Source organism: Mycobacteriales bacterium (assembly GCA_040902655.1).
Lineage (GTDB): Bacteria > Actinomycetota > Actinomycetes > Mycobacteriales > SCTD01 > SCTD01.
In genome coordinates this window covers 117,960-143,405 of sequence record JBBDWV010000017.1, presented here as the reverse complement: position 1 = coordinate 143,405, position 25,446 = coordinate 117,960, and the positions used below count along the sequence as shown (strand labels likewise).

Sequence of the window (25,446 nt, the reverse complement as noted above, 5' to 3'; positions counted from 1 at the left end):
CTAGCGCAGCGGGGTCTTGCGGGTGCCGCCGCTGCCGGCCGCCGGGGTGGGTGTGGGGCGGGTGTAGCCGGCGACGGCGTTGAGGTGGCGTTCGAGTTCGATGCCGGACAGCGTCTCCTGCTCGACCAGGGCGGCGGTGAGGTTGTCCAGCACGGTGCGGTGCTGGTCCAGGATGTTGCGGGCGGCGGTTTCTTCCTCGTCCAGGATCCGGCGGATCTCACTGTCGAGCTGCTCGAGGGTGGGTTGGGAGACGTCGTGGGAGGCCAGGTAGTCCCGGCCCAGGAAGATCTCGCCCTGCTCGCGCAGCACCCGGACCCGGCCGAGCCGGCTCATCCCGAACCGGCCGGCCATGTCCCGGGCGGTGTTGGTGGCCCGTTCCAGATCGGCCTCCGAGCCGGTGGAGGGCTGCCCGAGGATCATCTCCTCGGCGGCGATCCCGGCCATCGCGATGGTGATCCGCCCGGCCATCTCATCGCGGGTGAACACCGCCTTGTCCTCCTCGAGCATCGCCAGGTGCCCGACGCCGTTCCCGCGGGCGATCACCGACAGTTTGTCGACCTCAGCGGCCTTGCCCAACGCCGCGGCGACCACGGCATGGCCGGCCTCGTGCACCGCGATCCGTGACTTCTCCGCCGGTGGGATCAGCCGGGCCGCCCGGCGCGGCCCGGACAGCACCCGCTCCACAGCCTCCTCCAGGGCCCGCCGGTCGATGCTGCTGGCCTTGGCCCGCACCGTCAGCAGCGCCGCCTCGTTCACCACGTTCGCCAGGTCCGCGCCGGTGAACCCGGCCGTGCGGCGGGCGATGTGCGGCAGATCAGCCTCCGGATCGGCCAACCGGCGTTTGTGCGCATGCAACCGCAGGATCTCCAGGCGGCCGGCCGCATCGGGGCGTTCGATCGTGATGTGCCGGTCGAACCGGCCGGCCCGCAGCAACGCCGAATCCAGGATGTCCGGCCGGTTCGTCGCCCCCAACACCACCACCCCTTCAGACGGGCTGAAACCGTCCATCTGGACCAGCAACTCGTTCAGCGTCTGCTCCCGCTCATCATGCCCACCACCCAGCCCGGCGCCGCGCTGCCGGCCGGCGCCGTCCAACTCGTCGATGAAAATGATCGACGGGGCATGCGCCCGGGCCTGGGCGAACAAGCTGCGCACCCGGGCCGCGCCGACCCCGACCAGCGACTCGACGAACTCCGAGCCGCTGATGGAGTAGAAACTCGCGTTGGCCTCCCCGGCCACCGCCCGGGCCAGCAACGTCTTCCCGCACCCGGGCGGACCGACCAGCAACACCCCCTTGGGCGGCAACGCACCCATCACCTCGAACGCCTTCGGATCAGCCAGGTAGTCCCGCACCTCCGCCAACTCGATGATCGACTCCCGCGCCCCGGCCACATCAGCGAACGTCGTCGCGGTGCGGGCCTTACCGACCCGCTTGTCCCCCAGCTTGCCGAACAGCAAGAACTCCGACGCGCCGTCCCCACTGGAGCGGGTGGCATAGAACAGCAACGCGAACAGATTCGCCAAGATCACCAGCGGCAGCAGGAACTGCGCCACGAACCGCACCATCGCCTTACCGGTCTGGGTCTGCACACTCACCGGCGTCTCGGCATTGAACAGGCTCCGGAGCAGATCGTTGGTCGCGGTGTCCGAGCGCGGATAGGACGTCCAGAACTGAGCGCCATCCGCCAGCGTCCCGACCACCCGGGCGTCCTCGTCCAGCAACCGGGCCGAAGCCACCTCACCGGCCAGCACCTTGCGCTGCAGATCCCCGAACGCCAACTCACTACCCGGCGACGGCGGACGCAGCACCACCAACGCCAACGCATACACCACCAGCAGCAACGCCAACGTCCCACTGAGCCACCGCACCCCCCGACTCACCCGCGGCGGCGCCGCACCACCGTCAGCGGTCTCGGGCACCACAGGGTCAGCCGTCTTGGATCGCAGTCGCATCAGAGATCTCCGGTCAGTGAACGTGCACAACAACACTCGGTAGGCAACAGCAGATCGTGCGTGGATACAGCCGCCTCAGTAGGCGACCCGCGGCCGCGGCCGACCCGCCGGACTCCGCCGGCGCGACGCGCGATTGGACAGCACCAGCAAGGAGAAACAGCCCGCCGCAAGCGCCCCGCCCAACCCCAGGCCGGTCTGCGCCGCCGACATCGCATACCGGGTCGAATGACTCCCAGCCGGCCCGTCGTCCTCCTCGCCGGCCGCGACCCCCTGCTGCCCCACCCCGGTACTGCCCTGGGCCGGAGCCGCCGCTGGACCAGCCGGCGCCGCCGGAGCCGCCGGCGCGCCAGCCGACACCGGACCCGGCGCCTGCGCCACCGCCGGCGCCTGCACTCCCGCCTGCCCCGGCACCGGCGCCTGCCCCGCCGACAGCACCTGCCCAGCAGCCTGACCCGGCGCCGGAGCCTGACCGGCCGCGGGCGCCTGCGCACCCGCCGGAGCCTGACCGGGCGCCGGAGCCTGACCCGGCTGCGGAGCCTGACCCGGCTGCGGAGCCTGACCCGGCTGCGGAGCCGGAGCCTGACCGGACGCCGGCGCGGGTGCCTGCCCTGGCGCGGGAGCCGGCGCAGGAGCCGGCCCAGGCGCCGGTGCCGGAGCACCACCGGTGCCAGCCGGCGGCGCCGGCTGACCTCCCGAAGCGTTCTGCTGCGGCGGCGGCGCACCCTCATTGGCCTGCGCACCCGGCGGAGGCGGCGGCGGCGCGTCGTAGGAGAACAGCACCTTCTCCAACGACGGCAACTCCCCGACCAGCGCCTGGACCGGCACCGCCTCGGCCACCGAATGCGGCGGGGTGGTCACCACCAACTCGCTCTCGGAGCGGGCTGTGATCGTCGCCGGCTGCCCGCGCAGCTGCACCTCGCTCACCTGCGCCAGCCCTCTACCGGCAAGGCGTACGGCCGTGCCGCCCTCCATCGGCCCCGACGGCGGAGTGAGCCCGGATACCCCCGGGCGGTAGGTGAACAACGGGGACGGCTTCGAGTCCCCCCGCGGGTCGGTGCTGACCGCGACCGGCACCTTCTCCCCGGACGGCCTGCCGGCAGCCAGCGGCGGCACCTGCACCGTCACCTTCGTGTCCGAATAACTCACCACCGTCGCCGGCTGCCCGTCGATGGTCACCTTCGGTGCGGCCGCATCCGCGGGCACCTCCTGCTCCGGATCCTGCTCAGGATCCCGGAAACCACTGCCACTGATCTGCACCTCACCACCCCCCAAGCCCGACCCGGACGACGGCTCGATCCCGCTGACCTGCGGCAGGCTCAGGTAGGTGAAGACATCGGCGCCGGGTGAGGCGGGCAGGGCCGGCACGGTCGGTGATGCCGGCCGCGGCGGCGACGTGGGGGGCGCGGGAACCAGCGGCCCCACAGCACCTGGAACAGCAGGGTCCTCAGCAACAGGGCCGGGGTCGATCTGCACCCCCACCCGAACCTCACCCGGAGCGTGCGGCGGACTGATCACCTCGATGACCTTCGCCGTCCCCTGCTCCCCGACGGCAGGACCCACTGTGAAAGACACAGGCGCGTCGCCGAAGGAGACCGACCGCACGCACTCACCGGCGAATTGACCCCTGATGTTCACGCCGGTACCACCCGCCGCGCGGCCCCGGTTCGGGTCCAGCAAATCGATTCGCCCCGGGCCGGGGCGGGTGAAGGTGAAGGTCGGGAACGCCGGCCCGGCCACCCCCCGCCCCTGCACGATCACCGACACCCCCACCTCACCCGGAACATGCGCCGGGCTGTTCACCGTGACCGAGGTGTCCGTCAGGCGCACAAAGTCCTTTCTGGGGATCGAGACCTTCCCGAACCGCACCTCCGACGCTTCAGCCAGGCCACGTCCTGACAGCGTCACTTCTGTGCCACCACAGCTGAACCCGGCCGCCGCCGAAGCCCCCAGCAGCTCCAACACCGGACCGGCAGGCGTGAACAGCCGCGCCACCCCCACCCGAGCGTCCTTCGGGCCGCTCTCCCCAGCGGCCAGAACCTTGTTGCCAACCCCCCCACCGAGGCCATCCAGCGTGACAAACTTCGCGGTAGAATCGTCGGGTGCCGGATCCGGTGCCCGCGTCCACAGCGGAACGGACGAATTCTCGAGGCTGGCCGGATCGAAGACGTGGGCGACTTTGAGCCGGTTGATCGCCAGGACCGTGCCGTCGGGCAACAACACCGGAGCAAAACAGTTTTGCGGACAGGTAGCAATCGCGCTCCACCTGCCTCTCGGGCGACCTGACAACGGATCCACTTCTCCCGCAGCCGGATCAAACACGCCAGCCGAGTTGGAGGAAAAAGCGAGCACCTTGCCGTCGAGCAAACGCAGCGACCGCGAGGACCCGGGGGAGCCGCAAGGTGAGTCACCACCGAGGGGGGGGTCCCCCGCAAGCGTCCACGATTCATTCTTCGGATCAAAAAGGTAGGTGCCGCACGTGGTGAGGATGCGGCCGTCGGGTAGTGAGGTCCCGCTACCCGTATTGTGCCTGTCGGGCATGGGTGCCGTCACCGTGAGGCTGTCCGTAACCGGATCGAACAGCTCGGCGCTGCGCGATACATCACGGTCATTGGGATGCGGGTTAGGGCTATCATTTTCGCCGCCGGCGATCAGCACCTTGCCGCAGTGGGGACCGCACTGCTCCTGCGTGCCTTCGACCAACGTGTGGGAGGAGAAGTTAGCCCGGTAATAACTCGAGTTCTTCGCGGCTGTCCAGGTTCCCCCGGCCGGACTCGGCCGGAAATGCTGTGGCGGTACGTAGTCGCTAGTCCCGCTGCTTACAAAGGCGACAAGAGCACCTCCATCCCGCAACGCGGTCATCAAGGCGATCGACTTGCGGATGCCGGGATTGCTTGTTGGGGTCCACCGGTCTGTGCTGGGGTCATAGATCGCGAACTGCGTGAGGCACCTTGGCAGGGGGAAAGATCCGCAACCGTCCACATCTGTTTCCGCGGGCTCGCGGTGGGCGGCGAGCACCCGCCCGTCAGCCAACCGCGTTGAGCGCGGATAGAACACCGGCTTCGCTGGTGGAGCGGCAGCTGACCACGACCCGGCACCGGCCGCCGCTGAAGGCAAAGCTGCAGCGGACGCAGCGGGCAGCGCCAGCGCGGAGGCTGCCAGAGCCGCGACGGCAGTCAGCGCCGCGAGCCGGCGGACACCGCGACGATGGTGGCGCGGTCGGTGGCCGGTCCAGCCAGAGCGGCCCTCGGCGGTGGGAAGGAACGGGTCGGTCATCGGGCGGGTGTGCTCCTCAGCTGATGCACGGGTGGCGCGGGCCTGACAGATATGCTGACGCAGCTTCCTGAAGAATCCCTGAAGCCGGGCGGGGATCGTCACGCCGTTCAAGGTGGACGGCGCGCCGGAGCGCGCTTATCGAGTCAGCGGCGGCGCCTTCGCAGCAGGCGCGTGCTCAGCACCGTGGCCGTCCCGATCAGTACGAGCGCGGCAGCCGCAGCGGCCGGAACCGGCAGCGACCGGCTGCCGGCAGGGGGTGGCGCTACGGCCAGAGCAGCTGGGCAGGACGTCACCAGGTTCAACCGACGGACCCGGTCGTTGTTGGCGTCGGCGATGAGCAGGTTGCCGCAGGCGTCGAGCACCACGTCGGTGGGCGCGCTCAGCGCCGTCAGCGGGCCTTTGCGCTCATCGCCGTTGAAGCTCCCCTGCCCAGTACCGACAGCGGTCGTGAGCAGGCCGCGGGGGTCGAGCTGACGGATGGTGTGGTCGGCGCGGCTGACGATGTACAGGTTGCCCGACCGGTCCAGGGCCAGCGGCCCCACCGAGGGGAGGCGTGTCTGCAGCGCCGCAGCACCGATCTGATCGGTGCCGGCGCTACCCGTGCCGGCGATCAACGCGGTCTCGCCCGGCGGCACCGGCACACCATGCGCTACCACTGGCACGTCGCTCCGATTGACGAACCACACCCGGTGTACCGAGGGGCTGGCTGCGACAATCCGCCCATCCACACGCGGGGGGGGCTCCACCCCGACGTCGGCGAGGTAGAGGTTGCCGGCGAGGTCGGCGGTCAGGCCCCTGATGTAGCCGCAGCACCGGGTGAGGTCCATGCCGCGATCCGCAGGGCGCCCGGCACCCTGAAGCACTGTTGTGATCGTGCCCTGCGGATCGACCTGGCGCACCCGGCCGCGGTAGGAACTCTCCGGCGTGTCGTCGTCGTCAGCCAGCAGCAGGTTCCCCTTCCCGTCGAGCACGAACGTGGAGGCCCTGGCACCGCCGGCGACAGCGGCGAGCGCACCCGGGGCGATGAGCTGGCCGTGCGCGCTCAGCGGTGCGCTACCCAGGTTCAGCACATGAACCCCGGCCTGGTCCCCGAGGTACAGCGCCCCGGATGGGCCCGCCGTCATCTTGCTCACCTGGCCAAGACCGTCCGGCGGTGGCGCAGCACCGGCAGTTCCAGCGTCGATGACAGTGCGCACTTCGCCCGACGACGCGATGCCGTACACCCGGCCGAGCAGTGCGCTCGCGAAATAGGCATTGCCGCTCGCATCGGCAGTGAGACTGTCGGGTTTGCCGACCCGTGCCGTCTCCGGCTGCACTGCCCCCGCCGACCCTGCCCCCGCCCCCGCCGCACAGGTCCAGCGCAGCGCCGCACCGTTGCCCAGCGCGGCCCGGATCGTCCCGGCCCGGTCCACTACCCGGACCTGGGCGTTGCCGGCATCGGAGATGAACAGCCGTCCACCCGACCCGATCGCCACCCCCACCGGCCGATCAAGACGGGCCTGCACAGCCGGCAGGTCGTTGCCGTCGAACCCGGCCACACCCGTCCCGGCCACCGTCGCCACGGTTCCGGCCGGGTCCAGTCGGCTGATCCGATGATTGGCCTGCTCGGCCAGGAACAGGTTCCCCTCCCGATCCGCGGCGATACCCGACAGCGCTGACACCGGCCGCACGCCAACGGCAAAGGCCCCGGCGCCGCCGACCACCTCGGTGAGAACCTCCCACGCGCCAGCGGCGAGCGTCACGCCGTGAGCCGACAGCTCCGTTCCGGCCAGGTTCAGCATCCGCACCTGCGCCCGGGGACGCGGCCCGCCAAGCGCGGCCGTTAGATACAACCGCCTCTGTGCGACCGCCAGCGCCGGCGCGACCGCCTCCACCGATGAACCCACAGGCCCCGAGCCGGCCGTGCTCCCGACGGAACCCGCGATCGTGTCGATCATCCCCGCAGGGACTGTGAGCGCGTCGGGGGTGCCGGGATAGAAAGTCACCGGCTGGTTGCTGCGGTTCAAAAAACGCAGGCTGATCCTGGCTGCTGCGGGCTCGATCTCGTCCGCGACGTACACGTTGCCCGCGCGGTCGGCGGTGACAGCAGTGATCCGGGTGAACCGGGCCGCCCGCAGCGGACCACCATCCCCGACGCTGGCTGAGCCTGGTAGTCCCGCCGGGGCCGTCGTCGGCGAGCTGGCCCCGGCCACAGTCATCAGTCCCTTGTCGAGTTGCAGGATCGCGCTCGAGGTCGCCACAAGCACCCCGCCGGTGCCGTCAGCCGTCAGCGAGGACGCCGACCTCGGGCGAGCATCCGCTCCCTTCGCAGCCGGGCCGGTAGACCTCGCTGGACCCACCCGGTTCACCACGACGTACCCGCTGTTCAACACCGTGGTCACCAAGCCGTCATCCGCAGCATCAGACTTGAACCACAAGGCACCAGCATTATCGGCAGCGACCGCGCCCACCGCGGACGAAGCCGGATCCGCGGTTGAGGTTCCTGCACAGAAACCGGGTCCGGCCACGGTGTCCACCGTGGCCACCGGGCCCGGAGCCCGCAGCAACCCCGGTGAAGCCGCCGGCGCCGGCGCCGCCAAGGTGACCAACAGGCACAGCGCGACCACCAAGCCCGCCCTGCCGGCGCGCAGGCTCATCTGCATCGACGCCCCGGTCTCCCGCACGTGCCTAGGCCCGTTGCCACGCAGAGATCCGGCGGTTGTCGGCAACCGCGACAGCCGAGTCGGCGACCACCCGACCAGACGCCTGCCCAGCAACGCTGTCCAGTCACTGCGCAACCGGCTCACGCCGGTGACGGCTGAAGTGGCCTGCAGCGGCCGACTATCCTCGGCCACACCTGCGGGCGCCGCCGCCAACCACAACGGCGCGTGCAGTAGCCTTCACCGCGACGCTCCAGCCTCACAGGGCGAGCAGGGGACGACGCACGATGGGATCCTTCGAGTCGCAGCGGGACACGCGCGCTTGGTGATGTGGGACAGGTCACCATGCATGGCGTGCCCCGCAACGAGGCAAAAGGACGGTCCCGAGCAGGGCGGTCCCCAATCCGTCTACTGCCCGCGGTCCCGCTCACAGGATCAGCGACACCCTGAAGATCCGAGGACTGCACCCTGCGACTCACAGGTGATCTTCAGCATCTCAGATCATGAGGAGCTTCACATCCGGGGCCGAGGCTCCGGTGCTTGACAATGACTCATCGTTCCTGATGCAGACCTTGACTACTTCGCCAGCGGCCGCTGTCCCCTGTGGGAAGACTCCAGAGCCCACTCCATCCGTCAGCGTAATCGAGCCCTTGCTTTCAATCACAGCATCGTTATTCGGAGACACGCAGTACTGACTGACCGCGTTCTTCATGTTCAGCCAGCGCACATCATGGGTCGCGTTCCCCCCTAGCTCACCCGTCAATTGGTTCTGCGTCACGCATGTCGTGGTGGGCCCGACCTGCAGACCGAAGGTTTCTGCCTTATACATGCCTTGCGCGGGATAAGCTGCGGAGGCCGCCGAACCAGTGCGGTTGTCTACGGGTGCCGGTATGGGGCAGTACCCGTGTACTCCGCCCTCTTCCAGCGCGTTAGGTGAATAGCCCCCTGCTCCGTCGGTGAACGCGCTACTGGTCAGGAGCGGATCGGTTGGGCTTGTCGCTGTCACCGTGAGCTTGCCGTAGAAGTAGGTGCAGGCGTAGGCGCTGCCTGTCATCGACAGCACGAGCGTGCCGGCTGTGAAGCCGAGCAACGATGCCTTGCGCGTCAGAGATCTGCATGTCATGTCCATGTCCTCTTCTGGGGGTGCCCCCGAGTAAGTTGCGCCTCACCGGCTGGTGGCCCGGTCAGTGTGGCAGCCGAACCTGAAGAAACTCTGAAGTCAGCGTTCGGCTTTCTACGGGCTCGATGTGCCGCTGTCGCTGCTGGGGTGGCTGTGGGGGTGGGGGTGGGGGGCCCGCGCGCGCCGTCCGGAACTCGGAGTTCATCCCACGCAACAGGTGTGACACTCCCTCATCGTCGGCCTCGAAGCACAGCAAGGCGTACCGGGTGTTGGGTGCCAGATCGACGGCGAACGTCGTGTCGGCTCCTGGCCGAAGGCTTTCGAAGCCGGCGAAGGGGCGCACAGCCAGCCGCCGGTCACCGCGGATCTGCTCGTCGATCGGGGGGATGTCCTCGGTCAAGGGCAGCATGTTCAGGCTGTGCACGACAGTGCCGGTGTTGCGAACCCGGAACAGCACCCGGCCGGCGGTGATCGTCGGGTCGTAGCTGAAGCCGTACTCGGTCATCGTGACCTGCACTACCTGCGGGCCCGGTGGCAGAGCCGCGACGGGCGCTCCGGTGGGTGACTGGCAGGCTGACAGCAGCGCCGCGCTGAGGACGGCGACGGGCAGAACCGGCCTGGTCCTCACGCGGCAGCCTGGGAACGCTGCCGCCGGTGGCGCCGGCCGAGGGTCGCTACAGCGATCAGTACTGCCAGGATCAGGGCAGTTCCGACGATCTCGACCGTCCCGAACCGCCGACCTGCGTCGGGCAGGCCGACGGTGGCGGCGAACAGGTCCTGGCCGGTGCCGCCGGACTCGGAGTGGCGGGTGTCGGGCCAGACCGCGACGGCCCCGACGCGCTGGGAAAGCAGACCCAGGCGGGCTCCGATCTCGTACTGGCCGCGGGCTGAGGCGTGTACGTACTGCTGACCGATCTGGGTGTCCGACGGTGCGCGGGAGATCTGCGCGTTCGGTGTGAAGCTGCGCCCGCCGTCAGCCGACCAGGTCAGGTAGAGGTGGTTGAGCACGTTCGCCGGGTCGTCCCGTCGGTCGAAGAAGACCGCGTCCAAGCGTCCTTGTGGGGACAGCGAGAGCCGGGGCAGGTACTGCCGGGCGCCGTTGCCCAGCGGGTCGTCGTTGAGCCGTGTGATGTCCTGCCAGGTCCGGCCGTGGTCGGGGGAACAGCGCGCGAGGCTGTCGGCGTCGCCGTTGCGGGCGTCGGTCCAGGCCGCGCACACCAGCCCACCGGAGCCGGCGACCAGCGCGGCCGGGGCCATCGTGAAGATCAGCATCACCCGTTCGGGGGGGGCAATCTGCGCATCCACCACCCGCGCGGGCTCGAAGCGGCGACCGCCGTCGCGGGAGGTCGACAGCAGCAACGTCCAAGGTTGCTCCCACACCGCCCCCTCCAGGCCCTGATAGTCGATCGCGTCCCGGCCCAGGTCGTAGAAGCCGACGTGCACACTCGAGTCCGGACCCAACGCCAGCGCCGGAGCGACCACCCGCTCCCGAGCCGGATCACTGACCTGCACAGGGTCGGTGAACGTCCGGCCACCGTCGTCGGAGTAGGCGGTCAGGATCGGGTTCGGTGGCGGACCGAAACCACCCAGCGACGGCTCGGACGTCGCGGCGAGCCACACCAGGTGCAGACGCCCGGTCTCACCGAGCTCAGGGTCGACCGCCATCCGGACGGCGTAGTTACGCGCCCCGAGCACCTGCCGCGGCTCGGTGAACGTCCGGCCGCGGTCCTCGGAGGTGGTCAGGAACACCCCGACCGGCTCGTTACCCGCGCCGGCCAACCCGACGAACAGGTAATGCAACCGGCCAGCACGGTCGAAGGCGACCTCCGGGGCGTAGCACTTCTGCGCCCCCGCAGGCAGAACCGGAACGGGGCGCGCCGACACCCAGCTGCGCCCGGCGTCGCCCGACACCTGAAGCGCGCAACTGAAGTCCGGCGCGTCCAGGCGGTTCGCCATCACCACGAAACGCGGCTCGGCCGGGTCGGCAAGGATCATCGGGGAGTTGTTCGACACCCCGACGATCTGGTTCATCGCCGTGACCGCCACCTCATCAAGAACTTGCGGCTGGCCGGCAGCGCCGGGGTCTTGGGGCGGGAGCTCACCGCCGGCGAGCACGGCGCCGATGAGTGCGGCTGCCGCGGCCAGTGTCAGCAGGAGCGACCGGCGGGACGGAACTCTGGCCGGGAGGAGGTCACGGCTCACCTCCGCACCCTCGACGTGCCTGGTGGCGCTGGACAGGAAAGCTCCTGGGTGAGCACGTCAGCGGCGGCGCACGTCCGGCCCGGCTGTCGGCTTACGAGCGCGGGCCGGCGGGGACCCGGCGGGTACGGGCGACCGCCACGGTCGTGCCGGCGAACAAACCGACCAGGCCCACCCCGAGCAACGCCACCCCCAGTGAGCTGACCCCGTTAGATGCTGACGCCGCGTCCAGCGGCTGAGCGGCCAGGCTCGTCGGCCACAGCTGCGGGGCCGCCACGGGCAGCGAACCGCCCGGTGCGGTGACCTCCACCGCCGTGCGAGCTACCCCGACGTCGCTGGTGACCAGCGTCAGGGAGTAGATACCTGGGCTCACGTCAGGGATCCTCACCGGCACCGACAACATGCCGTCACCGCCGACCCGGCTCACCGCCAGCAACTCACCGCCCACACCGTTCCAGCGGATCTCGACCGGTGCACCCGTGCGCACCTCACCCTCCACCTGCACAGTCTCACCCGGCGCGCCGGACTCCGGGGACACCGAGGACACCTTCGGCAACGGGCTGCACGCGAAGGCCGCGCTCACCCACATCAGACCAGCCACGCTGATCCCCACAACCCCAAAGCTCATGCGCCGCATGTTCATGGTGCTCCCTGTCCTGACCGGCAGCCCGCTGCTGCTTCTGAGACGAACTTAGAGCCGGTTCCTGAAGATAGCCTGAAGATGTTGGATCTTCAGGCTATCTTCAGGAAACGCCCGTACGGTCAGAAATGAGGCTGGATCGGTCGGTCCATCCCAGATCTGATCTGATGGAGGAACCTTGAAGAACTACCGCAGAGGGACGCTGTTCGCGTCCGCCGTGGGAGCGGCACTGATGGCGATGGGCGGCACAGCGTTTGCGTGCGTGACGTTCATCGGGCAGATGACGGTGGACGGTCACGACGGCGACGTCACCGTTGTGGGCACTGGCAACTCCCATGCCTACTGTACGCAGCCGACCACGGCCGCCGCCGGCCACCTGGCCGACTCGATCACCGCCTCCGTCGCCCCGGCGACGTGCAACAACAAGCCCCACCAGTTGCCGGACGGCCTGTACGAGGTCCGCTACAACAACGAGAAGTCCTACACCTTCGACGGCACCCAGTGGACCATGATCTCCGGCACCGGGTGCTTCCTCAGCGACAACTCCGATACGACGACGATCCTGGGCGCCATGACTGTCGTGGACGGGTCTGGCTCCTGGACCGGAACTCTGGGGGACCCCGCCGGGACGGACTACTACCCACCGACGGGTGAGGCTGCCAACTTCTGCGTCGGGGCCGATGGAAAGGGCATGCTCGCCCCGTACCGGCTGCTGTCGCTCTAGAGACACCACAGCTCCGCAGTTGACGGCCTGGCGGGTCCCCGCCGGGCCGTCAACTGCTGCTTTTCCGCTCTTGCGCTTCTTCCGCTTGACCAAGACTGACAGGCTGAAATATATGGGTGCACGTGCGGTAGCTCGCCGCAGCCGCCGGGTGCTCGCTCTCGCCAGTGCCGTGGCGGTGCTCGCCGGGGTGGTGCTGCTGACCAGCGGATTGCTGCCGAGAGATTCGGCGGCCAGCGCACCAGGTGCCCGGGTGGGCCAGGAGGTTCCGGTCACGGCGATGGACCGCAGCGTCGCGCCGGCGAACAACTCTCCGGTGCTCGTCGCGGACCCGGGTGACCGGCAGTTCGTGGCGTTGGCGAACCGGCTGGACGCGCCGGACTTCAGCTGCGCGCTGCACGTCTCGGGGGACGGCGGGCGCAGCTGGGCGCCGGTCGTGCCGGTGCGGGTGCTGCCGGAGGGGGCGGAGAAGTGCTATGCGCCGGAGGTCGCGTTCGACCGCGACGGCCGGCTGTACTACCTGTTCGTGGGGCTGGCCGGGCGGGGCAACGAGCCGATGGGGGCGTTCCTGACCAGCTCGGAGGACCGTGGACGCACGTTCAGCCCACCGCGCCGGGTGCTCGGTCCGCTGAGCTTCGCCGTCCGGATGGCGATCGACCCTGATCTGGGCGAGGCGGGGCGGATGCATCTGGTGTGGATCGCGGTCACCGCGGACCCGCCGCTGGGCGGCTTCCCGGCGCCGCCGAACCCGATCATGTCGGCGCACTCCGACGACGGCGGCCAGAGCTTCTCCGAGCCAGTGCAGGTCAGCGACGCGCAGCGGGACCGGGTGGTGGCCCCGGCGCTGGCGCTGGGTCCGGACCACAGCGTGCACGTCGGCTATTACGACCTGGGCCGTGACGCGGTGGACTACCAGGGCCTGGAAGGGCCGGTGTGGCAGGAGCCCTGGTCGGTGGTGCTGGCCAGTTCCACCGACGGCGGCGAGCGTTTCGATGAGGCATCGGTGGTCGAGGACGCGGTGGTGCCGTATGAGCGGGTGCTGCTCATCTTCACCATGACGCCACCGGCGCTGGCCGTGCACGGCGAGCAGGTCTGCGTCGCCTGGGCCGACGGCCGCTCCGGCGACGCCGACGTGCTGGCCCGCTGCTCCGACGACCGTGGCCGCAGCTGGCTAAAGGCGCAGCGGCTCAATGACGACGAGGTCGGGAACGGGCTGAGCCAGTTCACCCCGCAGCTGGACTTCTCACCGCAGGGCCGCCTGGACGCGGTGTTCCACGACCGGCGCGGGCACCCCTCCAACGGCCTGAACTACGCCTACCTCACCTTCTCCACCGACGGTGGCCGCAGCTGGGCGCCGAACGTGAAGTTGAGCCGGCACGCCTCCAGCTCGCTGGTGGGCCAGCACTACGCCAATCCCTCGGCGATGGGCCGGGCCGAGTTCGGCTCCCGGCTGGGGCTGCTGTCCGGCCCGGGCGGCGCACTGGCCGCCTGGGGCGACACCCGCAACTCCCGGCCGGACAGCACCGGGCAGGACGTGTTCACCGCGACTGTCGAGCTGCCCCGTACCGGCCGTTCCTACGCCGTACCCGCGGGGGCCGTGCTGGTCGGCGCCGGGGCACTCGGGCTGATCGCCGGCCGGCGCCGCCGACCCGACACCGCCGGGCAGCCGGTCGTGGCGACATGAACCGGCAGCCCCTCCGAGGGCGCTGGCCGTTCGGGCTGCTCGGGCTCCTGGCTCTGACCCTGACCGGCTGCGCCCCCGGCACCGGGGGGACCGCCGCCGCAAGCCGGCCAGCCGCCCCGGCGGCGGCCGCGGTGGTCGAGGTGCAGATGGTGGACCATCGCTTCGAGTTCGCCACCCCGGTCCCGGCCGGCCGGGTGGTCTTCCGGCTCACCAACGCCGGCCGGTCCCCGCACAACCTGGTCCTGATCCCGCTGCCCGAGGACCTCCCACCGATCCAGGAACAGATCCGCGGGACCAAACGCCGGCTGGTCGAGCCCTACGCCGGCATCTACGACCGGCCGCCCGGTGACACCGGAACGTTCGCCGTCAACCTGCTGCCCGGACAGCGGTACGCGATGATCTGCACCGTCGTCGACGCCGACGGCGAGCCGCACTCCAAGAAGGGGATGGCCACGGAGTTCCGCACCCCCGAGGCGGCCCCCACCTGAGCTGGCAGGTGACCGACCTGCGAGCGCGGGTGCCCGCACGGTCGCTCAGCCCGGTGGCGCCTCGAGCTGGACCGGCAGGCGCAGGACGAAGGCCCCGTCCTCGTAGTGGAGGTCTCCCCCATGCAGGCGGGCCAGCTCCCGCGCGATGGACAGCCCCAGCCCGGGGCCCTCCAGTCCGTCGAAGCTGGTGAAGCGGTCGAAGGCCCGCTCGGCCGTGCCGGCCGGCAGGCCGGGGCCGTCGTCGCACACCCGGATCTCGACCCGGTCGTCGGGTGCCGCGACGTTGACGATGATCCGGCTGGTGGCATGCCGCCGGGCGTTGTCGAGCAGCTCGGTCAGGATCTCCCGTACCGCCTGCCCGTCCAGGTGCGGCGCGGCCGGAAGCGGCGGCTGGGCGAGGAAGTGGACGAGCAGGTGCGGGGAGCGCAGGCGGATCCGGTCGGCCTGGGTGGTGCAGACGCCGACCAGGTCGCACGGCGCCGGCGCGAGCTGCTCGCCGGCATCGAGCCGGGCCAGCCGCAGCAACGAGGTCACCAGCCGCGCGCCGCGGGCGGCCTCCCGGACCAGGCCGGCCAACAGCCGTTCGCGCTCCTCCCCCACCGACCCGTACAGCAGCGCCTGCACGCCGTCTTGGATGCTGCTCACCGGCGCGTGCAGGTGCCGGGCGGCGTCGGCGAGGAACTGCTTCCCACCTGCCTCCGCGGCGGTGGCCTCGTCCAATGCCTTCTGCAGGGCGGCGACGGTCTCCGTCAGCTCTGGCTGCAGGGAGTGGCCGCCGCCCGCAGTCGGCGGCGTGCCCCGGCGATCAGCCGCGCAGCACATAGCCGATACCACGCGCCGTATGCACCACCCGCGGCCCGACCGCCTCGAGCTTGCGCCGCAGCGAGCTGACGTGCACCTCGACGAGGTTGGTGTCGATGCGGTCGAAGCCCCAGACCCGGGTCAGCAGCTGCACCTTGGACATCACCTGCCCGCGGCGCTGCGCCAGCGCGAGCAGCAGGTCGAACTCGATCCGGGTCAGCTCGACCGGCTCACCGTCGACGGCGACCGCTTCCGCGCGGGGGTCGATGGTCACCGCCCCGACGGTCAGCACCGCGGAACCGGGCAGACCGGACCGGCGCAGCAGCGCCTCGACGCGGGCCAGCAGCTCGCGGGCTTCGTACGGCTTGACCAGGTAGTCGTCGCCGCCCACCCGGAATCCCTCCAGCCGGTCGTCGATGGACTCGGCGGCAGTCAGGAAGATGACCGGCAGGTCGCGGCTGCGGCGCAGCTGCCGGCAGACCGTGAAGCCGTCGGGCCCGGGCTGCAGCCGCACGTCGAGCAGGGCCAGGTCCGGGCAGAAGCTCGACGCGACCCTCTCGGCCCGGGAGCCGTCCGGCTGGGCCTCGACCTCGTACCCCTCGGCCCGCAGCACCGCCTCCAGCGCCTGCCGGATGGGCGCGTCGTCCTCCACGAGCAGGATCCGGGCGGGAGCAGGTGGCACGCGCCGAGTCTGCACGAAACGGCGGACGAATCTAAAGGCTCACGACACCTACTCACCGCCGCGTCAGGTCGGGCGCGACGGCTTCGCCCGCCGACGCGCATACTGCACGGCATGTCGCAGACCAGCAGCGAAGACGCTTTCCGCGCAGCCGACGCCGAGCTCACCCGGGCGCAGGGCAGCGGGGACGACCCCCGGATCGCCAGCGCCGAGGCGCACTGGGCCGACGCCGCCGAGCTGTGGGCCGACGATCTCGAGCGCGCCGGCCGGCCGGTGCCCGACGGGTTGCGCGACCGCATCGCCCGCTACCGCAAGGACACCGCCGCGGGGTGAGACGTCAGGCGGCGCTGCCGGCCAGCAGGGCACGCAGCCGGCCGGCCAGCACGTCCCAGCGCCACTCGCGCTCGACCCACTCGCGGCCGGCCTGCCCCATCGCGCGGGCGCGTACCGGATCCTGCAGCAGGTCGGTGACGGTGCAGGCCACCGCCGGCACCGAGCGGCCGTCGACGAGCTGGCCGGTCTCGCCGTCCAGGACGGCGTCGGGCGAGCCGCCGGAGCGACCGGCCACCACGGGCAGCCCGGTCGCGGCCGCCTCGAGGAAGACGATGCCCAGCCCCTCGACGTCCAGCCCGGCGCGGCGGGTGCGGCAGGGCATCGCGAAGACGTCGCCGGCGTCGTAGTGCGCGGGCAGCTGCTCCCACGGCACCGGGCCGGTGAGCACGACGTCCTCGGCGACGCCGTGCTCGGCGGCCAGCCGGCGCAGCCGCGGGAGGTCGGGTCCCCCGCCGACGAGCAGCAGCGCGGCGCCGGGCACCCGCGCGCGGACCGCGGGCAGTGCGCGCACCAGCACGTCCTGGCCCTTGCGCGGGACGAGCCGGGACACGCACACGACGACCGGCCGGCCGACCAGGCCGTGCGCCCGGCGGACCTGCTCGCCCCCGCAGCCCGGCCGGAAGAGGGTCGGGTCGACGCCGCTCGGCAGCCGGGCCAGCTCGACGCCGCGCAGCGCCGGCGCCAGCCGGTCGCGGGTGTAGCCGCCGAGGTAGGTGACGACGTCGACGCCGCGCCCGATCCGGCGCAGCACCTGCCGCGCGCCGGGCAGCATCGCCCAGCCGACCTCGTGCCCGTGGGTGGAGGCGACCGCGCGCGGCAGACCCAGCCGCGGGGCCAGCAGCCCGAGCGGCGCGGCCGCGCCGAACCAGACCCGGTCGCAGCCCTCGACCCGGGCGATCTGCCGGGCCCGGCTCAGCACCTCCGGCGTCGGCAGCATCAGCGATCCCGGGTGCCGGACCACCGGGAAGGGCTGCTGCGCGTCGAAGGCCCCGGCACCCTCCCAGGCCGGCGCGTACACCACCACCTCACCGTCCGGCTGCCGCGCCGCGAGACTGTGGACGTACGCCTGAATCCCCCCGGGGCGGGGCGGGAAGTCGTTGCTGAGGACCAGCGTCCTCACCGCAGCCGCTCCCACTCCCGGGCCAGCGCCAGCCGCTCGGTGACGCCCGGGTGGGTGGCGAAGAAGGCGTACGCGAGCGGGTGCGGGTCCAGGTCGGACAGGTTGGCCAGCGCGAGCCGCTGCTGGGTGGCGCGGAAGGTCTGCGGGTCCCGGGTCAGGTCGAGCGCGTGCACGTCGGCGCGCAGCTCGACCCGGCGCGAGACCAGGTTGCCCGCCGGCGCGAGCAGCAGCGAGCCGACCGCGACCAGCGCCAGCACCAGCGGCACGACCCGCGGGTCGGCCATCCCGTCGGCGCCGGCCCGGCGCAGCAACGGCCCCCAGGACAGGGCCAGCGCGAGCGCACAGACCGCCGCGGCGGCGCCGAGCGCGCCGAGCAGCGTCCCGACCAGGACGTCCCGCCGGGCGGTGTGGCCGAGCTCGTGCGCCACGACGAGCTGCACCTCGGCGGGCGTCGCCTGCGCGAGCAACGTGTCGTAGACGACGATCCGACGGCTGCTGCCGAAGCCGCTGACGTAGGCGTTGACCGCCGTCGTGCGGCGGGACGCGTCGGCCACCAGCACCCCGTCGACGGCGACGCCGTCCCGCTCGGCCAGCGCCAGCAGGTCGCTGCGCAGCTCGCCGGCCGGCAGTGGCGTGAAGCGGTGGAAGACCGGTTCGACGACCAGCGGGTGGACGAAGGAGCCGGCCACCACGAGCCCGGCGGTGACCAGAGCCCCCCAGGCCCACCAGGTGCGGCGCAGGCCCCGCGCGAGCCCGACCAGCGCGAGCATCGCCAGCGCCGTCAGCGCCGCGCCGACCAGCACGCCCTTGCCGACGTCGAGCAGCCACGAGCCCCACGTCTGGGTCGACAGGCCGTAGTCCCGCAGCACGATCTCGCCGCGCGCCGACAGGGGCAGCGTCGCGAGCCGCCCGACGACCGCCAGCGCCAGCGTCCCCAGCAGCACCTGCCACACCCAGCCGCCGCCGAGGGGGCGGGCGACCGCACGGACGAGGCGGGCCCCCGCACCGGTCAGCCCGAGCGCGCCGGCCACCAGCAGGCCGAGGGCCAGCGCGGCGTACGACCAGGGCCGGATCTGGTCGTGGAAGGCGACCTCGCGGGCGATCTGCTCCGGGGTGAAGTCGCGCAGCGCTTCGCCCTGCAGGTCCGCCCCGGGCAGCGGCGTCCAGGGCACGGTGACGGCCAGCGCCACGCCGAGCAGGACGAGCAGGGCCGCGAGCGAGAGGGCGGCGGGGGCGCGCCGGGTCACCCGAGCTCGCGCTGCAGCGCCGCGCGCCAGTCCTTCGTCAGCTGGGCGGTGGTGGTGCCGAGCTCTGCCCGCAGTGCGGCCTCCACCGCCGCGGCGGGCTCGACGGCGCGGGCGGCGCCGACCGCGCGGTAGAAGCGGAGCAGGGCAGCGTCGCCGTGGACCTGCGACAGCAGCCGGACCGCCAGCCAGGCTTGTTCGTACGCCTGGGCCAACTCCGGGTTGCCGCCGTCGAAGGACTCGTCGGACGGCAGCGCAGTCGGCAGTCGGCCGTCCCGCACGTCGGCGTGCAGCTCACGCGCCGACAGGGCCAGCGGCAGGTCGATGTCGCGGTAGGCGATGTGGTCGGCGAAGCCCTCGGCGAGCCACCCCGGCATGGCGGGACCGGTCGCCCGCCGGGTCGCCACGTGCGTCACCTCGTGGGTGAGCACGACCCGCCGGCCGAGCTGACCGAGCCGGCTGAACGCCTCCGGGTTCACCAAAATTCGGTCAGCGGTGGGATCGAAGGCGTGCGTCCCGCCGCCCAGCTGGGCGGTGGCGACGGCGGCGATCCGCGTCAGGTCCCCGTCGGAGCCGAGCAGCTCGGCCATCTCGACGGCATCCGTCGGCACGAGAACCACGACGCGGCGCTGCCAGCCGGTGCCCCAGACCTCACTCACCTGCGGCACGGCGGCGGCGGCGAGAACGGCGACGTTGCGCAGCAACCGGCGGGCCGACGGCCGGCCGAGCACCAGGACGTCGTCGACCCGCTCGGCCACGACCGGACCGCGGTCCCAGAGCGCCCGCGGCGTGACGAGCCCGGTCGCCGCGAAGTCGTCGTCGGCGGCGAGCAGCCAGCGGCCAGCCCGGAGCACGAAGGTGAGGTGCTGCTCGGCCGCCGTCGGCCGCGCGTCGTAGCCCTCGAGCGCGTACTCGAGGATCACCTCCGGCGCCCACCAGCGGTCCCGCCCGTACCGCCGGTCGAGCCGGCTGTCGCTCGGCTGCTGGATCGTGCCGTCCAGCACGTAGCGCCAGGTCTGCAGCGGCACCGCGCCGAGCGCGTCGAAGAGCCCGGCCTGCCGCTCGCGCAGCGCACCTGCCAGCGGGTCGACGACGGACAGGAAGGAATCCTTGTCGCGGCGCAGCAGCGCCCCCGCACGGTCGGCGAGCAGCTGGCGCACCGCCCTGTCGCGAGCGGTACGCGCCTGCAGGCTCTGCGGATCGAGCGGGGCGGCGGGCGGAGCGACCCGAGGCGCGGCCGGGGCGACCCTCGCCTGCGGTCGGGCGTCCGGCGCCGGGACCGGCGCCGGGTCGCGGACCAGCACGACGGCGCCGAGACCCGCGACGAGCTGGAGGGCGACGGCGACGGCCACCAGACGGAGCGCGCGCGACCCGTCCGGCGTCGGCCGTACGAGCAGGCGCAGCACGTGCTGATCGTACGGCCGACGGTGAAGTGCAGGCAGCCGCACCGGCCGGGACCGGGCCAGGGGGGGTCACCGGTCGCCCGGCGGCCAGCCGGGAGGCGAAGCGCAGGCGGTGGCGCCAGTCGGACCAGGTGGACCCGGCCAGGAGGACCCGGCCAGGAGGACCCGGCCAGGAGGCGCCACCGGACGACCACCCCGCGGCCGTATATGGATCTGCTGACGCCGGTGCCAGCAGATCCATATACGCCGTCACTAGCTCCGCCGGGCGATCAGGAAGAGATCGACAAGTCGGCGCCGGGTACCTCGGGAGACCAGTTGGTCGGGGCATCATGAGGGCTGGCCGGGGTGCCGCAGGCATCCGGAAAGGAGAGGATCGTGCTGGTCGCCTTCAGCATCAGCCCGAGTACGGGGGACGACGCCGGAGGCGTGTCCGAGGCCGTCGCGGAGGCGGTGCGGGTCGTGCGGGAGTCTGGGCTGCCGCACGAGACCAATGCCATGTTCACCAACGTCGAGGGCGAGTGGGACGAGGTCATGGCCGTCGTGAAGCGCGCCGTGGAGGTGGTGGCTGCACGGTCGCCGCGGGTCGGGCTCGTGCTCAAGGCCGACATCCGGCAGGGACATGCCGGTCAGCTCACCGCCAAGGTGGAGAAGGTCGACCGGCTGCTCGACCAGTGAGCTGCGCCAGTCGGGCTCAGTCCGGGTCGGGCTCAATCCGCGTCGGGCTCAGTCGGGGTCGAGGCTCAGTCCGGATCGGGCTCCGGGTCCGGATCAGGCCTGGGGTCCGCCGGGCGGGCGACCGGTGCGGTGGACAGCAGCACGTCCGCCCAGCCCGGCACGCTGGCGCGCTGCCCGGCGGCGCGGGCCGGCGCCGTACGCGCGGCCGCGGGCGGCTCCTTCGGCCCGCGGCGGGACGGAGCCGGATCGGCCTCGGCTCCCACCACCCGCAGCGTGGGCGGACCGGCCGGCGCCTCCTCCGCGACCGCCTTGGCGTCCGCCGTCTTGCGCGCCGCCGCCTCTGCCGCCTTCGTCTCTTCCGCCGCCTCTTCCGCCGCCTTGGCCTCCTCTGCTGCCTTGGCCTCTTCCGCCGCCTTGGCCTCCTCTGCTGCCCTGGCCGCGGCCGCGGCCTCTGCCGCCGCCGCCTCTTCTGCAGCCTTGGCCGCAGCCTCCTCGGCCTGCCGAGCCTTGGCCGCCGCTGCCTCTGCCGCCTTGGCCGCGGCCGCCCGGGGCGCCGGAGCCGCCGCCCGACGACCGCCAGTGGGCTGGGCGGCCGCGACGCTCGGTCGCGCCGCGATCGTGCGGCCGGGGGCCGCCGAGCGGGTGGAGGACGCCGCACGATCCTGTGCCGCCGAGCGGGCCGACCGGGCCGGAGCACGCCGAGCCTGCGCCACGGGCACCGGTGCCGGTGCCGGCGGACGTGACCGTCGGCCGGCGGGCTCGACGTGCGCCAGGGCGGCGGAGGTCGAGTCGGTGGCGGTCACCTCGCGGCGCATGACGTCATAGCGCCAGACGGCGCTGCGCCGGCGGGCCTGCGAGACGTAGGACAGCTCGACCAGCCAGGTGCCGGTCTCCTCACGGCGGGTCGACCAGGTCACCGTCTCCAGTCGCACGCCGGTCGTGTCGGCGAGGTGGCGATCGACGGCCTCGCCGAGCGGCAGGGCGGAGGCACCCAACCGGCTGCGGGACACGAAGCCGGCCCGCGCCTGGCCGAGCACGCGCTCCCGCTCGGAGAGCACCGGACCGGCGTACCGCTCGACCTTGCTCAGGGGGACGCCGGCCGAGGTCGCGATCTGCTCCGGCGACTCCCCCGCGCGCAGCCTGGCCTGGATCTCCTTGGGGGTGACGGCCGGCGGCTCGACCTCGCCCGGTCGCGGCAGGTCACCGCGGACGGCGGCGGCCAGCCGGTCGTCGATCGCCACCCGGAAGTCGCCGCGGAGCGCCCCCTTGCCAGTCGCCAGCACGACGTGTCGGCCGTCCTCGCTCACCGCGACGACGTGCAGCTCGCGCACCGCTCCTCCGTCCGCGCCGGGACAGGGGGCGTCCCGGCTGACCGGGAGTCTCGCGGCTGCGGGGCCGGATCACAAGCGCGCTGGCAAAAGCCGCCCGCTCAGCAGGCCTGGCTCCTGCGTTGTCCATCCGGCCCCGGCGGCCCCAGCGGCACCAGCCGCAGGCGCGGCACGAGCCCGCTGTCGGCCAGCACGTCGAGCGCGCGGCGCTCGCTGTCGTCCACCTCCACCGCGCCCGGGGGCGCGCCGAGCAGCACGGTGACGACGCAGTCACCACAGGCCAGGTCACGCACGGCGCAGCCGTCGCAGTCGATGAGCACAGCGTCCTCCGGGGAAGTCGGGCCGGCGTGGTGCCGGTCCGGCGGACGCTAGGAGCGGGGTCCGACAAGTCCGGGACGGGCGACCACCTACGAGGGCGGTCCGACAAGCCCGGGACGGCCGACCACCTCGACCGCGTCCACCGCCTTGCACCACCGGCAGACGACGTGCTCGACCCGGTCGTGCAACACCTCACGCGTCTCCACGACCTGCTGCCCCGCCAAGTCCACGTGGACGTACTCCTGCGCCCGGGTGGACCGGGTGACGTCGAAGCGCGTCAGGTTGCCGCACAGCGTGCAGCGCCAGCGGGAGTCGGGGCCTGGCTGGGGGACGGGCAACGTGCAGACCGATCAGCGAGTCGGGACGGAGGGACCGAGCCTAGCCAGCAGCGCCCGCACCGGTGCAGAGCTGGACCACCTGCGCGTACGAGGAGGTGAGCCCGTCGCCGAACTGCGGCTCGTAGGTGTTGCCGTCGGCCCGGATCCGGACGATGCCGATCTTCTGCACCAGGTCGGTCAACGCGGGCCGGAGCGCGGGTTCGGCGCCGTCCGCCAGCGCGTCCAGCCGGTCCTGCGCCTCGCGCAGGGCGTCCCTGACCTGCGGGTCGACGCGACCGCCCTCCCCCAGCTCGGGGAGCGACTGACCCACCGCCCGTACGTCGGGCGCGGCGGTGCGACAGGTGCCCTCGGCGAAGGCCGACTCCTCGGGCACGTCGGGGCCGGAGCCGGCGCAGCCGGCCAGCACGGCGGTGAGCAGGACGGCGGACACGGCGGTGAACGGGCGCACGGCGGGGACTCCTGGAAGGGGGGACGGGGCAGGGTGGCACGCCACCGGGGCGGCCCCTCGTACAGGGACCGCCCCGGCGGGTCGTGCGGAGAGAGGAGCGGCTACCTGACCGTGATGGTGGTCGGGATACCGCGGTTCTCCTGGGCGGCCGAGCCGCGGGCCGGGAAGACGCGCCAGTTCAGCGTGACGCGGGTGCCCGGGGCGACCCGGAACTGCTTGCTGACGGTCGCGGTGCCGTCGGCGGAGATCGCCGAGGAGCCGAGACCGGTGCTCGAGCCGTCCGCGTTGATCCGGTAGAGCTGGGCGAAGCCGCCCTTGGCCGCCGGGGTGATGCGGGTGGCGTTGGCGGTGACGACGCCGTTCGCGCTGGTGAAGTTCTGCACGAAGCTGACCGGTGTCTGGCCCTTGCGCGGGTCGGAGCCGGTGTGCGGGTCGGCGATGTAGGGGAACGTCGACAACAGCGGGCGCTCCCGCTCGTTGGCGTCCACCGCGTCACCCAGTCCGGCGACGGCCGTCTTGAGCTCACCGTCCGGGCGGACCAGCACGCCCTCGAGGACCTGCAGCGCGACGTCGACGACGTCGTCCTGCAGGCGACGGCCGTTCGGGAAGCCCGACAGGTCGCCGCCGACGGCACCGAGCCGGCTGTAGCCCGTATCACCGGCGGACTTCGGCGGCACGTTGACGTTGAGCCGCAGGTACTCGGCCGGAGCCGGGTCCGGGCTGACCTCGTTGAGGTCCAGCGAGTTCAGGTCGGCGTTCAGCACGCCCTTGCCCGCACCGCCGAAGGTCTTGCCCTCGAAGACGTCCTTGGAGAAGCCGGTCAGGAAGGCCGCGACCAGGTCGTTGCGCTTCTTGGCCGCCTCGTTGTCCAGCTTGTTCGGGTTCGGGATCTTGTAGATCGACTCGACGAGGATCGGGACCTCGGGGTCCTGCACCTTGGCGAGGAACTTCGCGTCGGTGTCCGGGGTGGACCGGTTGAAGAAGTCCTTGAGGTTGGCCGGGACGACCGCCTCGTTGACCAGCGGGTTGCCCAGCCGGGAGACCTGCACGAAGTCGCCGCTGTCGGTCGTGGTGTCGCTGCTGTCGTCGATCCCCGTGGTCGGCGTCGCGTTGTTGTCGGCGAAGACGCGGGTCTTGGCCCGCGAGGTGGTCGACCAGACACCGATGACCGGGTTCTTGCCGGCGTCGCCGTTCGCGACCAGCAGGTTCTTGGGCAGCTGCAGCGCGACGGTGTTGACGTTGTAGCCGGACAGCGTGTCGTAGCCGACCTCGGACAGGTCACCGCCGTACAGCAGGTCGAAGATGCGCAGGTCCAGGAAGAACGGGTCGTCGGCCTGGCCGGCGTAGGCCTTGCCGCCACCCACGGTGTTCGTGATGGCCTCGTTGCGCAGCTTCACGTAGTCGGGCATCGACGCGACGCCCACGTTGCTCGGCGCCACCTTGCCCTCGGGCACGATCGGGACGCCCGGCCGCTCGGTGCCGTCCGCGTTGTAGGTGACGGTCTGCAGCGAGTAGGTCTGCTTGAACTTCAGCGTGGCGTCGTCGAAGGAGTTCACCGGACCGTCGTTGTAGAGGAACGTCCCGTCGTTCTCGCCCCGCTCGGCCGTGCCGCGGTTGTCGACGTCCTGGAACACCCAGCGGTAGGTGAGATCGGGCTTGGCGTCGCCGTTGTTGTCGACGTGGATCTCGTAGCGCGCCGTCGGGTCCCAGGGGAAGAAGTTCGGTCCGCCGCCGGGCTCCTGGAAGGGGATCCAGTTGGCGATCAGCGTGACGCTGTTCGAATCGTCCGGGGACACGAAGGCGTACGTGTCGGTGTTGTCGGCGCCCGGGTCGGACTGCGTGTACGGCGCCTCGCGGTGGCTCGACGCCGAGGAGGTCCCCGGGCCGAGCAGAGCGGCGCCGCCCGCGGCGGTCGCCGTTGCGGTGAGGATGGCGAGGACGCGACGTCGCGCCGCTCGCCGTGAGGGCAGGGTCATAAGGCTCCTACGTTGAGAAGGACGAGCAGGTCCGGGCAACGGTCACCCGGCAGGTGTTCGCGCCGG

At 72.0% G+C, this 25,446-nt stretch carries 22 protein-coding genes; 5 read left to right on the top strand and 17 right to left on the bottom strand.

The window, feature by feature from the left end; genetic code table 11:
• The 7 genes from ftsH to WD794_05435 all read right to left on the bottom strand — a co-directional run bounded on the left by ftsH (nucleotide 1) and on the right by WD794_05435 (nucleotide 11,812).
• On the bottom strand, nucleotides 1-1,920 hold the full coding sequence (ftsH, locus tag WD794_05465; protein ID MEX2289760.1) for an ATP-dependent zinc metalloprotease FtsH: 1,920 nt from the start codon (nucleotides 1,918-1,920) through the stop codon (nucleotides 1-3).
• A 108-nt stretch (nucleotides 1,921-2,028) separates the two neighbouring features.
• Nucleotides 2,029-5,328, bottom strand: a complete 3,300-nt coding sequence (locus tag WD794_05460; protein ID MEX2289759.1) for an IPT/TIG domain-containing protein — start codon at nucleotides 5,326-5,328, stop codon at nucleotides 2,029-2,031.
• A 41-nt stretch (nucleotides 5,329-5,369) separates the two neighbouring features.
• Nucleotides 5,370-7,862 carry a hypothetical protein gene (locus WD794_05455; protein MEX2289758.1) on the bottom strand — a complete coding sequence of 831 codons (2,493 nt, stop codon included), beginning with the start codon at nucleotides 7,860-7,862 and terminating at the stop codon, nucleotides 5,370-5,372.
• 499 nt (nucleotides 7,863-8,361) lie between these two features.
• Nucleotides 8,362-8,994, bottom strand: a complete 633-nt coding sequence (locus WD794_05450) for a hypothetical protein (GenBank protein MEX2289757.1) — start codon at nucleotides 8,992-8,994, stop codon at nucleotides 8,362-8,364.
• Nucleotides 8,995-9,049: 55 nt separating this feature from the next.
• A complete protein-coding gene (locus WD794_05445) occupies nucleotides 9,050-9,490 on the bottom strand; it encodes a hypothetical protein (protein ID MEX2289756.1) in 441 nt (146 codons plus the stop codon).
• Nucleotides 9,491-9,609: 119 nt separating this feature from the next.
• A complete protein-coding gene (locus WD794_05440; protein ID MEX2289755.1) occupies nucleotides 9,610-11,187 on the bottom strand; it encodes a sialidase family protein in 1,578 nt (525 codons plus the stop codon).
• Between the two features lie 91 nt (nucleotides 11,188-11,278).
• Nucleotides 11,279-11,812: a hypothetical protein gene (locus tag WD794_05435; GenBank protein ID MEX2289754.1), complete on the bottom strand. Its 534-nt coding sequence runs from the start codon at nucleotides 11,810-11,812 to the stop codon at nucleotides 11,279-11,281.
• Between the two features lie 190 nt (nucleotides 11,813-12,002).
• Here WD794_05435 and WD794_05430 point away from each other — a divergent pair, with 190 nt between their 5' ends.
• From WD794_05430 to WD794_05420, 3 genes are all read left to right on the top strand, one after another.
• Nucleotides 12,003-12,548: a hypothetical protein gene (locus WD794_05430; protein ID MEX2289753.1), complete on the top strand. Its 546-nt coding sequence runs from the start codon at nucleotides 12,003-12,005 to the stop codon at nucleotides 12,546-12,548.
• An 85-nt stretch (nucleotides 12,549-12,633) separates the two neighbouring features.
• Nucleotides 12,634-14,229 (top strand): sialidase family protein, encoded by a 1,596-nt coding sequence (locus WD794_05425; GenBank protein MEX2289752.1) that lies wholly within the window; start codon nucleotides 12,634-12,636, stop codon nucleotides 14,227-14,229.
• Complete coding sequence (locus WD794_05420) at nucleotides 14,226-14,717, top strand: hypothetical protein (protein ID MEX2289751.1); 492 nt, start codon at nucleotides 14,226-14,228, stop codon at nucleotides 14,715-14,717. Before WD794_05425 ends, WD794_05420 begins: the two co-directional genes overlap by 4 nt.
• A gap of 45 nt (nucleotides 14,718-14,762) precedes the next feature.
• Here WD794_05420 and WD794_05415 read toward each other — a convergent pair whose 3' ends face one another.
• Nucleotides 14,763-15,437 carry a HAMP domain-containing sensor histidine kinase gene (locus WD794_05415; protein ID MEX2289750.1) on the bottom strand — a complete coding sequence of 225 codons (675 nt, stop codon included), beginning with the start codon at nucleotides 15,435-15,437 and terminating at the stop codon, nucleotides 14,763-14,765.
• Nucleotides 15,438-15,522: 85 nt separating this feature from the next.
• The gene (locus tag WD794_05410) at nucleotides 15,523-16,200 is read right to left on the bottom strand and encodes a response regulator transcription factor (protein MEX2289749.1); all 678 of its coding nucleotides are present in this window, start codon (nucleotides 16,198-16,200) and stop codon (nucleotides 15,523-15,525) included.
• Between the two features lie 111 nt (nucleotides 16,201-16,311).
• Here WD794_05410 and WD794_05405 point away from each other — a divergent pair, with 111 nt between their 5' ends.
• Nucleotides 16,312-16,530: a hypothetical protein gene (locus tag WD794_05405; GenBank protein MEX2289748.1), complete on the top strand. Its 219-nt coding sequence runs from the start codon at nucleotides 16,312-16,314 to the stop codon at nucleotides 16,528-16,530.
• A gap of 4 nt (nucleotides 16,531-16,534) precedes the next feature.
• Here the strand turns inward: WD794_05405 and WD794_05400 are convergent, their stop codons facing one another.
• Genes WD794_05400 through WD794_05390 form a run of 3 tightly spaced genes read right to left on the bottom strand, consistent with a single transcriptional unit; the run spans nucleotide 16,535 to nucleotide 20,300 of the window.
• Complete coding sequence (locus WD794_05400; protein MEX2289747.1) at nucleotides 16,535-17,650, bottom strand: glycosyltransferase family 4 protein; 1,116 nt, start codon at nucleotides 17,648-17,650, stop codon at nucleotides 16,535-16,537.
• A complete protein-coding gene (locus WD794_05395; GenBank protein MEX2289746.1) occupies nucleotides 17,647-18,897 on the bottom strand; it encodes a M48 family metallopeptidase in 1,251 nt (416 codons plus the stop codon). Before WD794_05395 ends, WD794_05400 begins: the two co-directional genes overlap by 4 nt.
• The gene (locus WD794_05390) at nucleotides 18,894-20,300 is read right to left on the bottom strand and encodes a hypothetical protein (protein ID MEX2289745.1); all 1,407 of its coding nucleotides are present in this window, start codon (nucleotides 20,298-20,300) and stop codon (nucleotides 18,894-18,896) included. The genes WD794_05395 and WD794_05390 overlap by 4 nt, the downstream gene beginning before the upstream one ends.
• A 372-nt stretch (nucleotides 20,301-20,672) precedes the next feature.
• Here WD794_05390 and WD794_05385 point away from each other — a divergent pair, with 372 nt between their 5' ends.
• Nucleotides 20,673-20,972, top strand: a complete 300-nt coding sequence (locus tag WD794_05385) for a thiamine-binding protein (GenBank protein ID MEX2289744.1) — start codon at nucleotides 20,673-20,675, stop codon at nucleotides 20,970-20,972.
• Nucleotides 20,973-21,037: 65 nt separating this feature from the next.
• On the opposite strand, the gene sepH is transcribed toward WD794_05385, so the two are convergent.
• The 5 genes from sepH to WD794_05360 all read right to left on the bottom strand — a co-directional run bounded on the left by sepH (nucleotide 21,038) and on the right by WD794_05360 (nucleotide 25,380).
• Complete coding sequence (sepH, locus tag WD794_05380) at nucleotides 21,038-22,303, bottom strand: septation protein SepH (GenBank protein ID MEX2289743.1); 1,266 nt, start codon at nucleotides 22,301-22,303, stop codon at nucleotides 21,038-21,040.
• A gap of 98 nt (nucleotides 22,304-22,401) precedes the next feature.
• The gene (locus WD794_05375) at nucleotides 22,402-22,620 is read right to left on the bottom strand and encodes a hypothetical protein (GenBank protein MEX2289742.1); all 219 of its coding nucleotides are present in this window, start codon (nucleotides 22,618-22,620) and stop codon (nucleotides 22,402-22,404) included.
• Between the two features lie 87 nt (nucleotides 22,621-22,707).
• Nucleotides 22,708-22,956 (bottom strand): hypothetical protein, encoded by a 249-nt coding sequence (locus WD794_05370; GenBank protein ID MEX2289741.1) that lies wholly within the window; start codon nucleotides 22,954-22,956, stop codon nucleotides 22,708-22,710.
• A gap of 40 nt (nucleotides 22,957-22,996) precedes the next feature.
• The gene (locus WD794_05365) at nucleotides 22,997-23,404 is read right to left on the bottom strand and encodes a hypothetical protein (GenBank protein MEX2289740.1); all 408 of its coding nucleotides are present in this window, start codon (nucleotides 23,402-23,404) and stop codon (nucleotides 22,997-22,999) included.
• A gap of 101 nt (nucleotides 23,405-23,505) precedes the next feature.
• Nucleotides 23,506-25,380, bottom strand: a complete 1,875-nt coding sequence (locus WD794_05360; protein MEX2289739.1) for a DUF4331 domain-containing protein — start codon at nucleotides 25,378-25,380, stop codon at nucleotides 23,506-23,508.
• Between the last annotated feature and the right edge of the window lie 66 nt (nucleotides 25,381-25,446).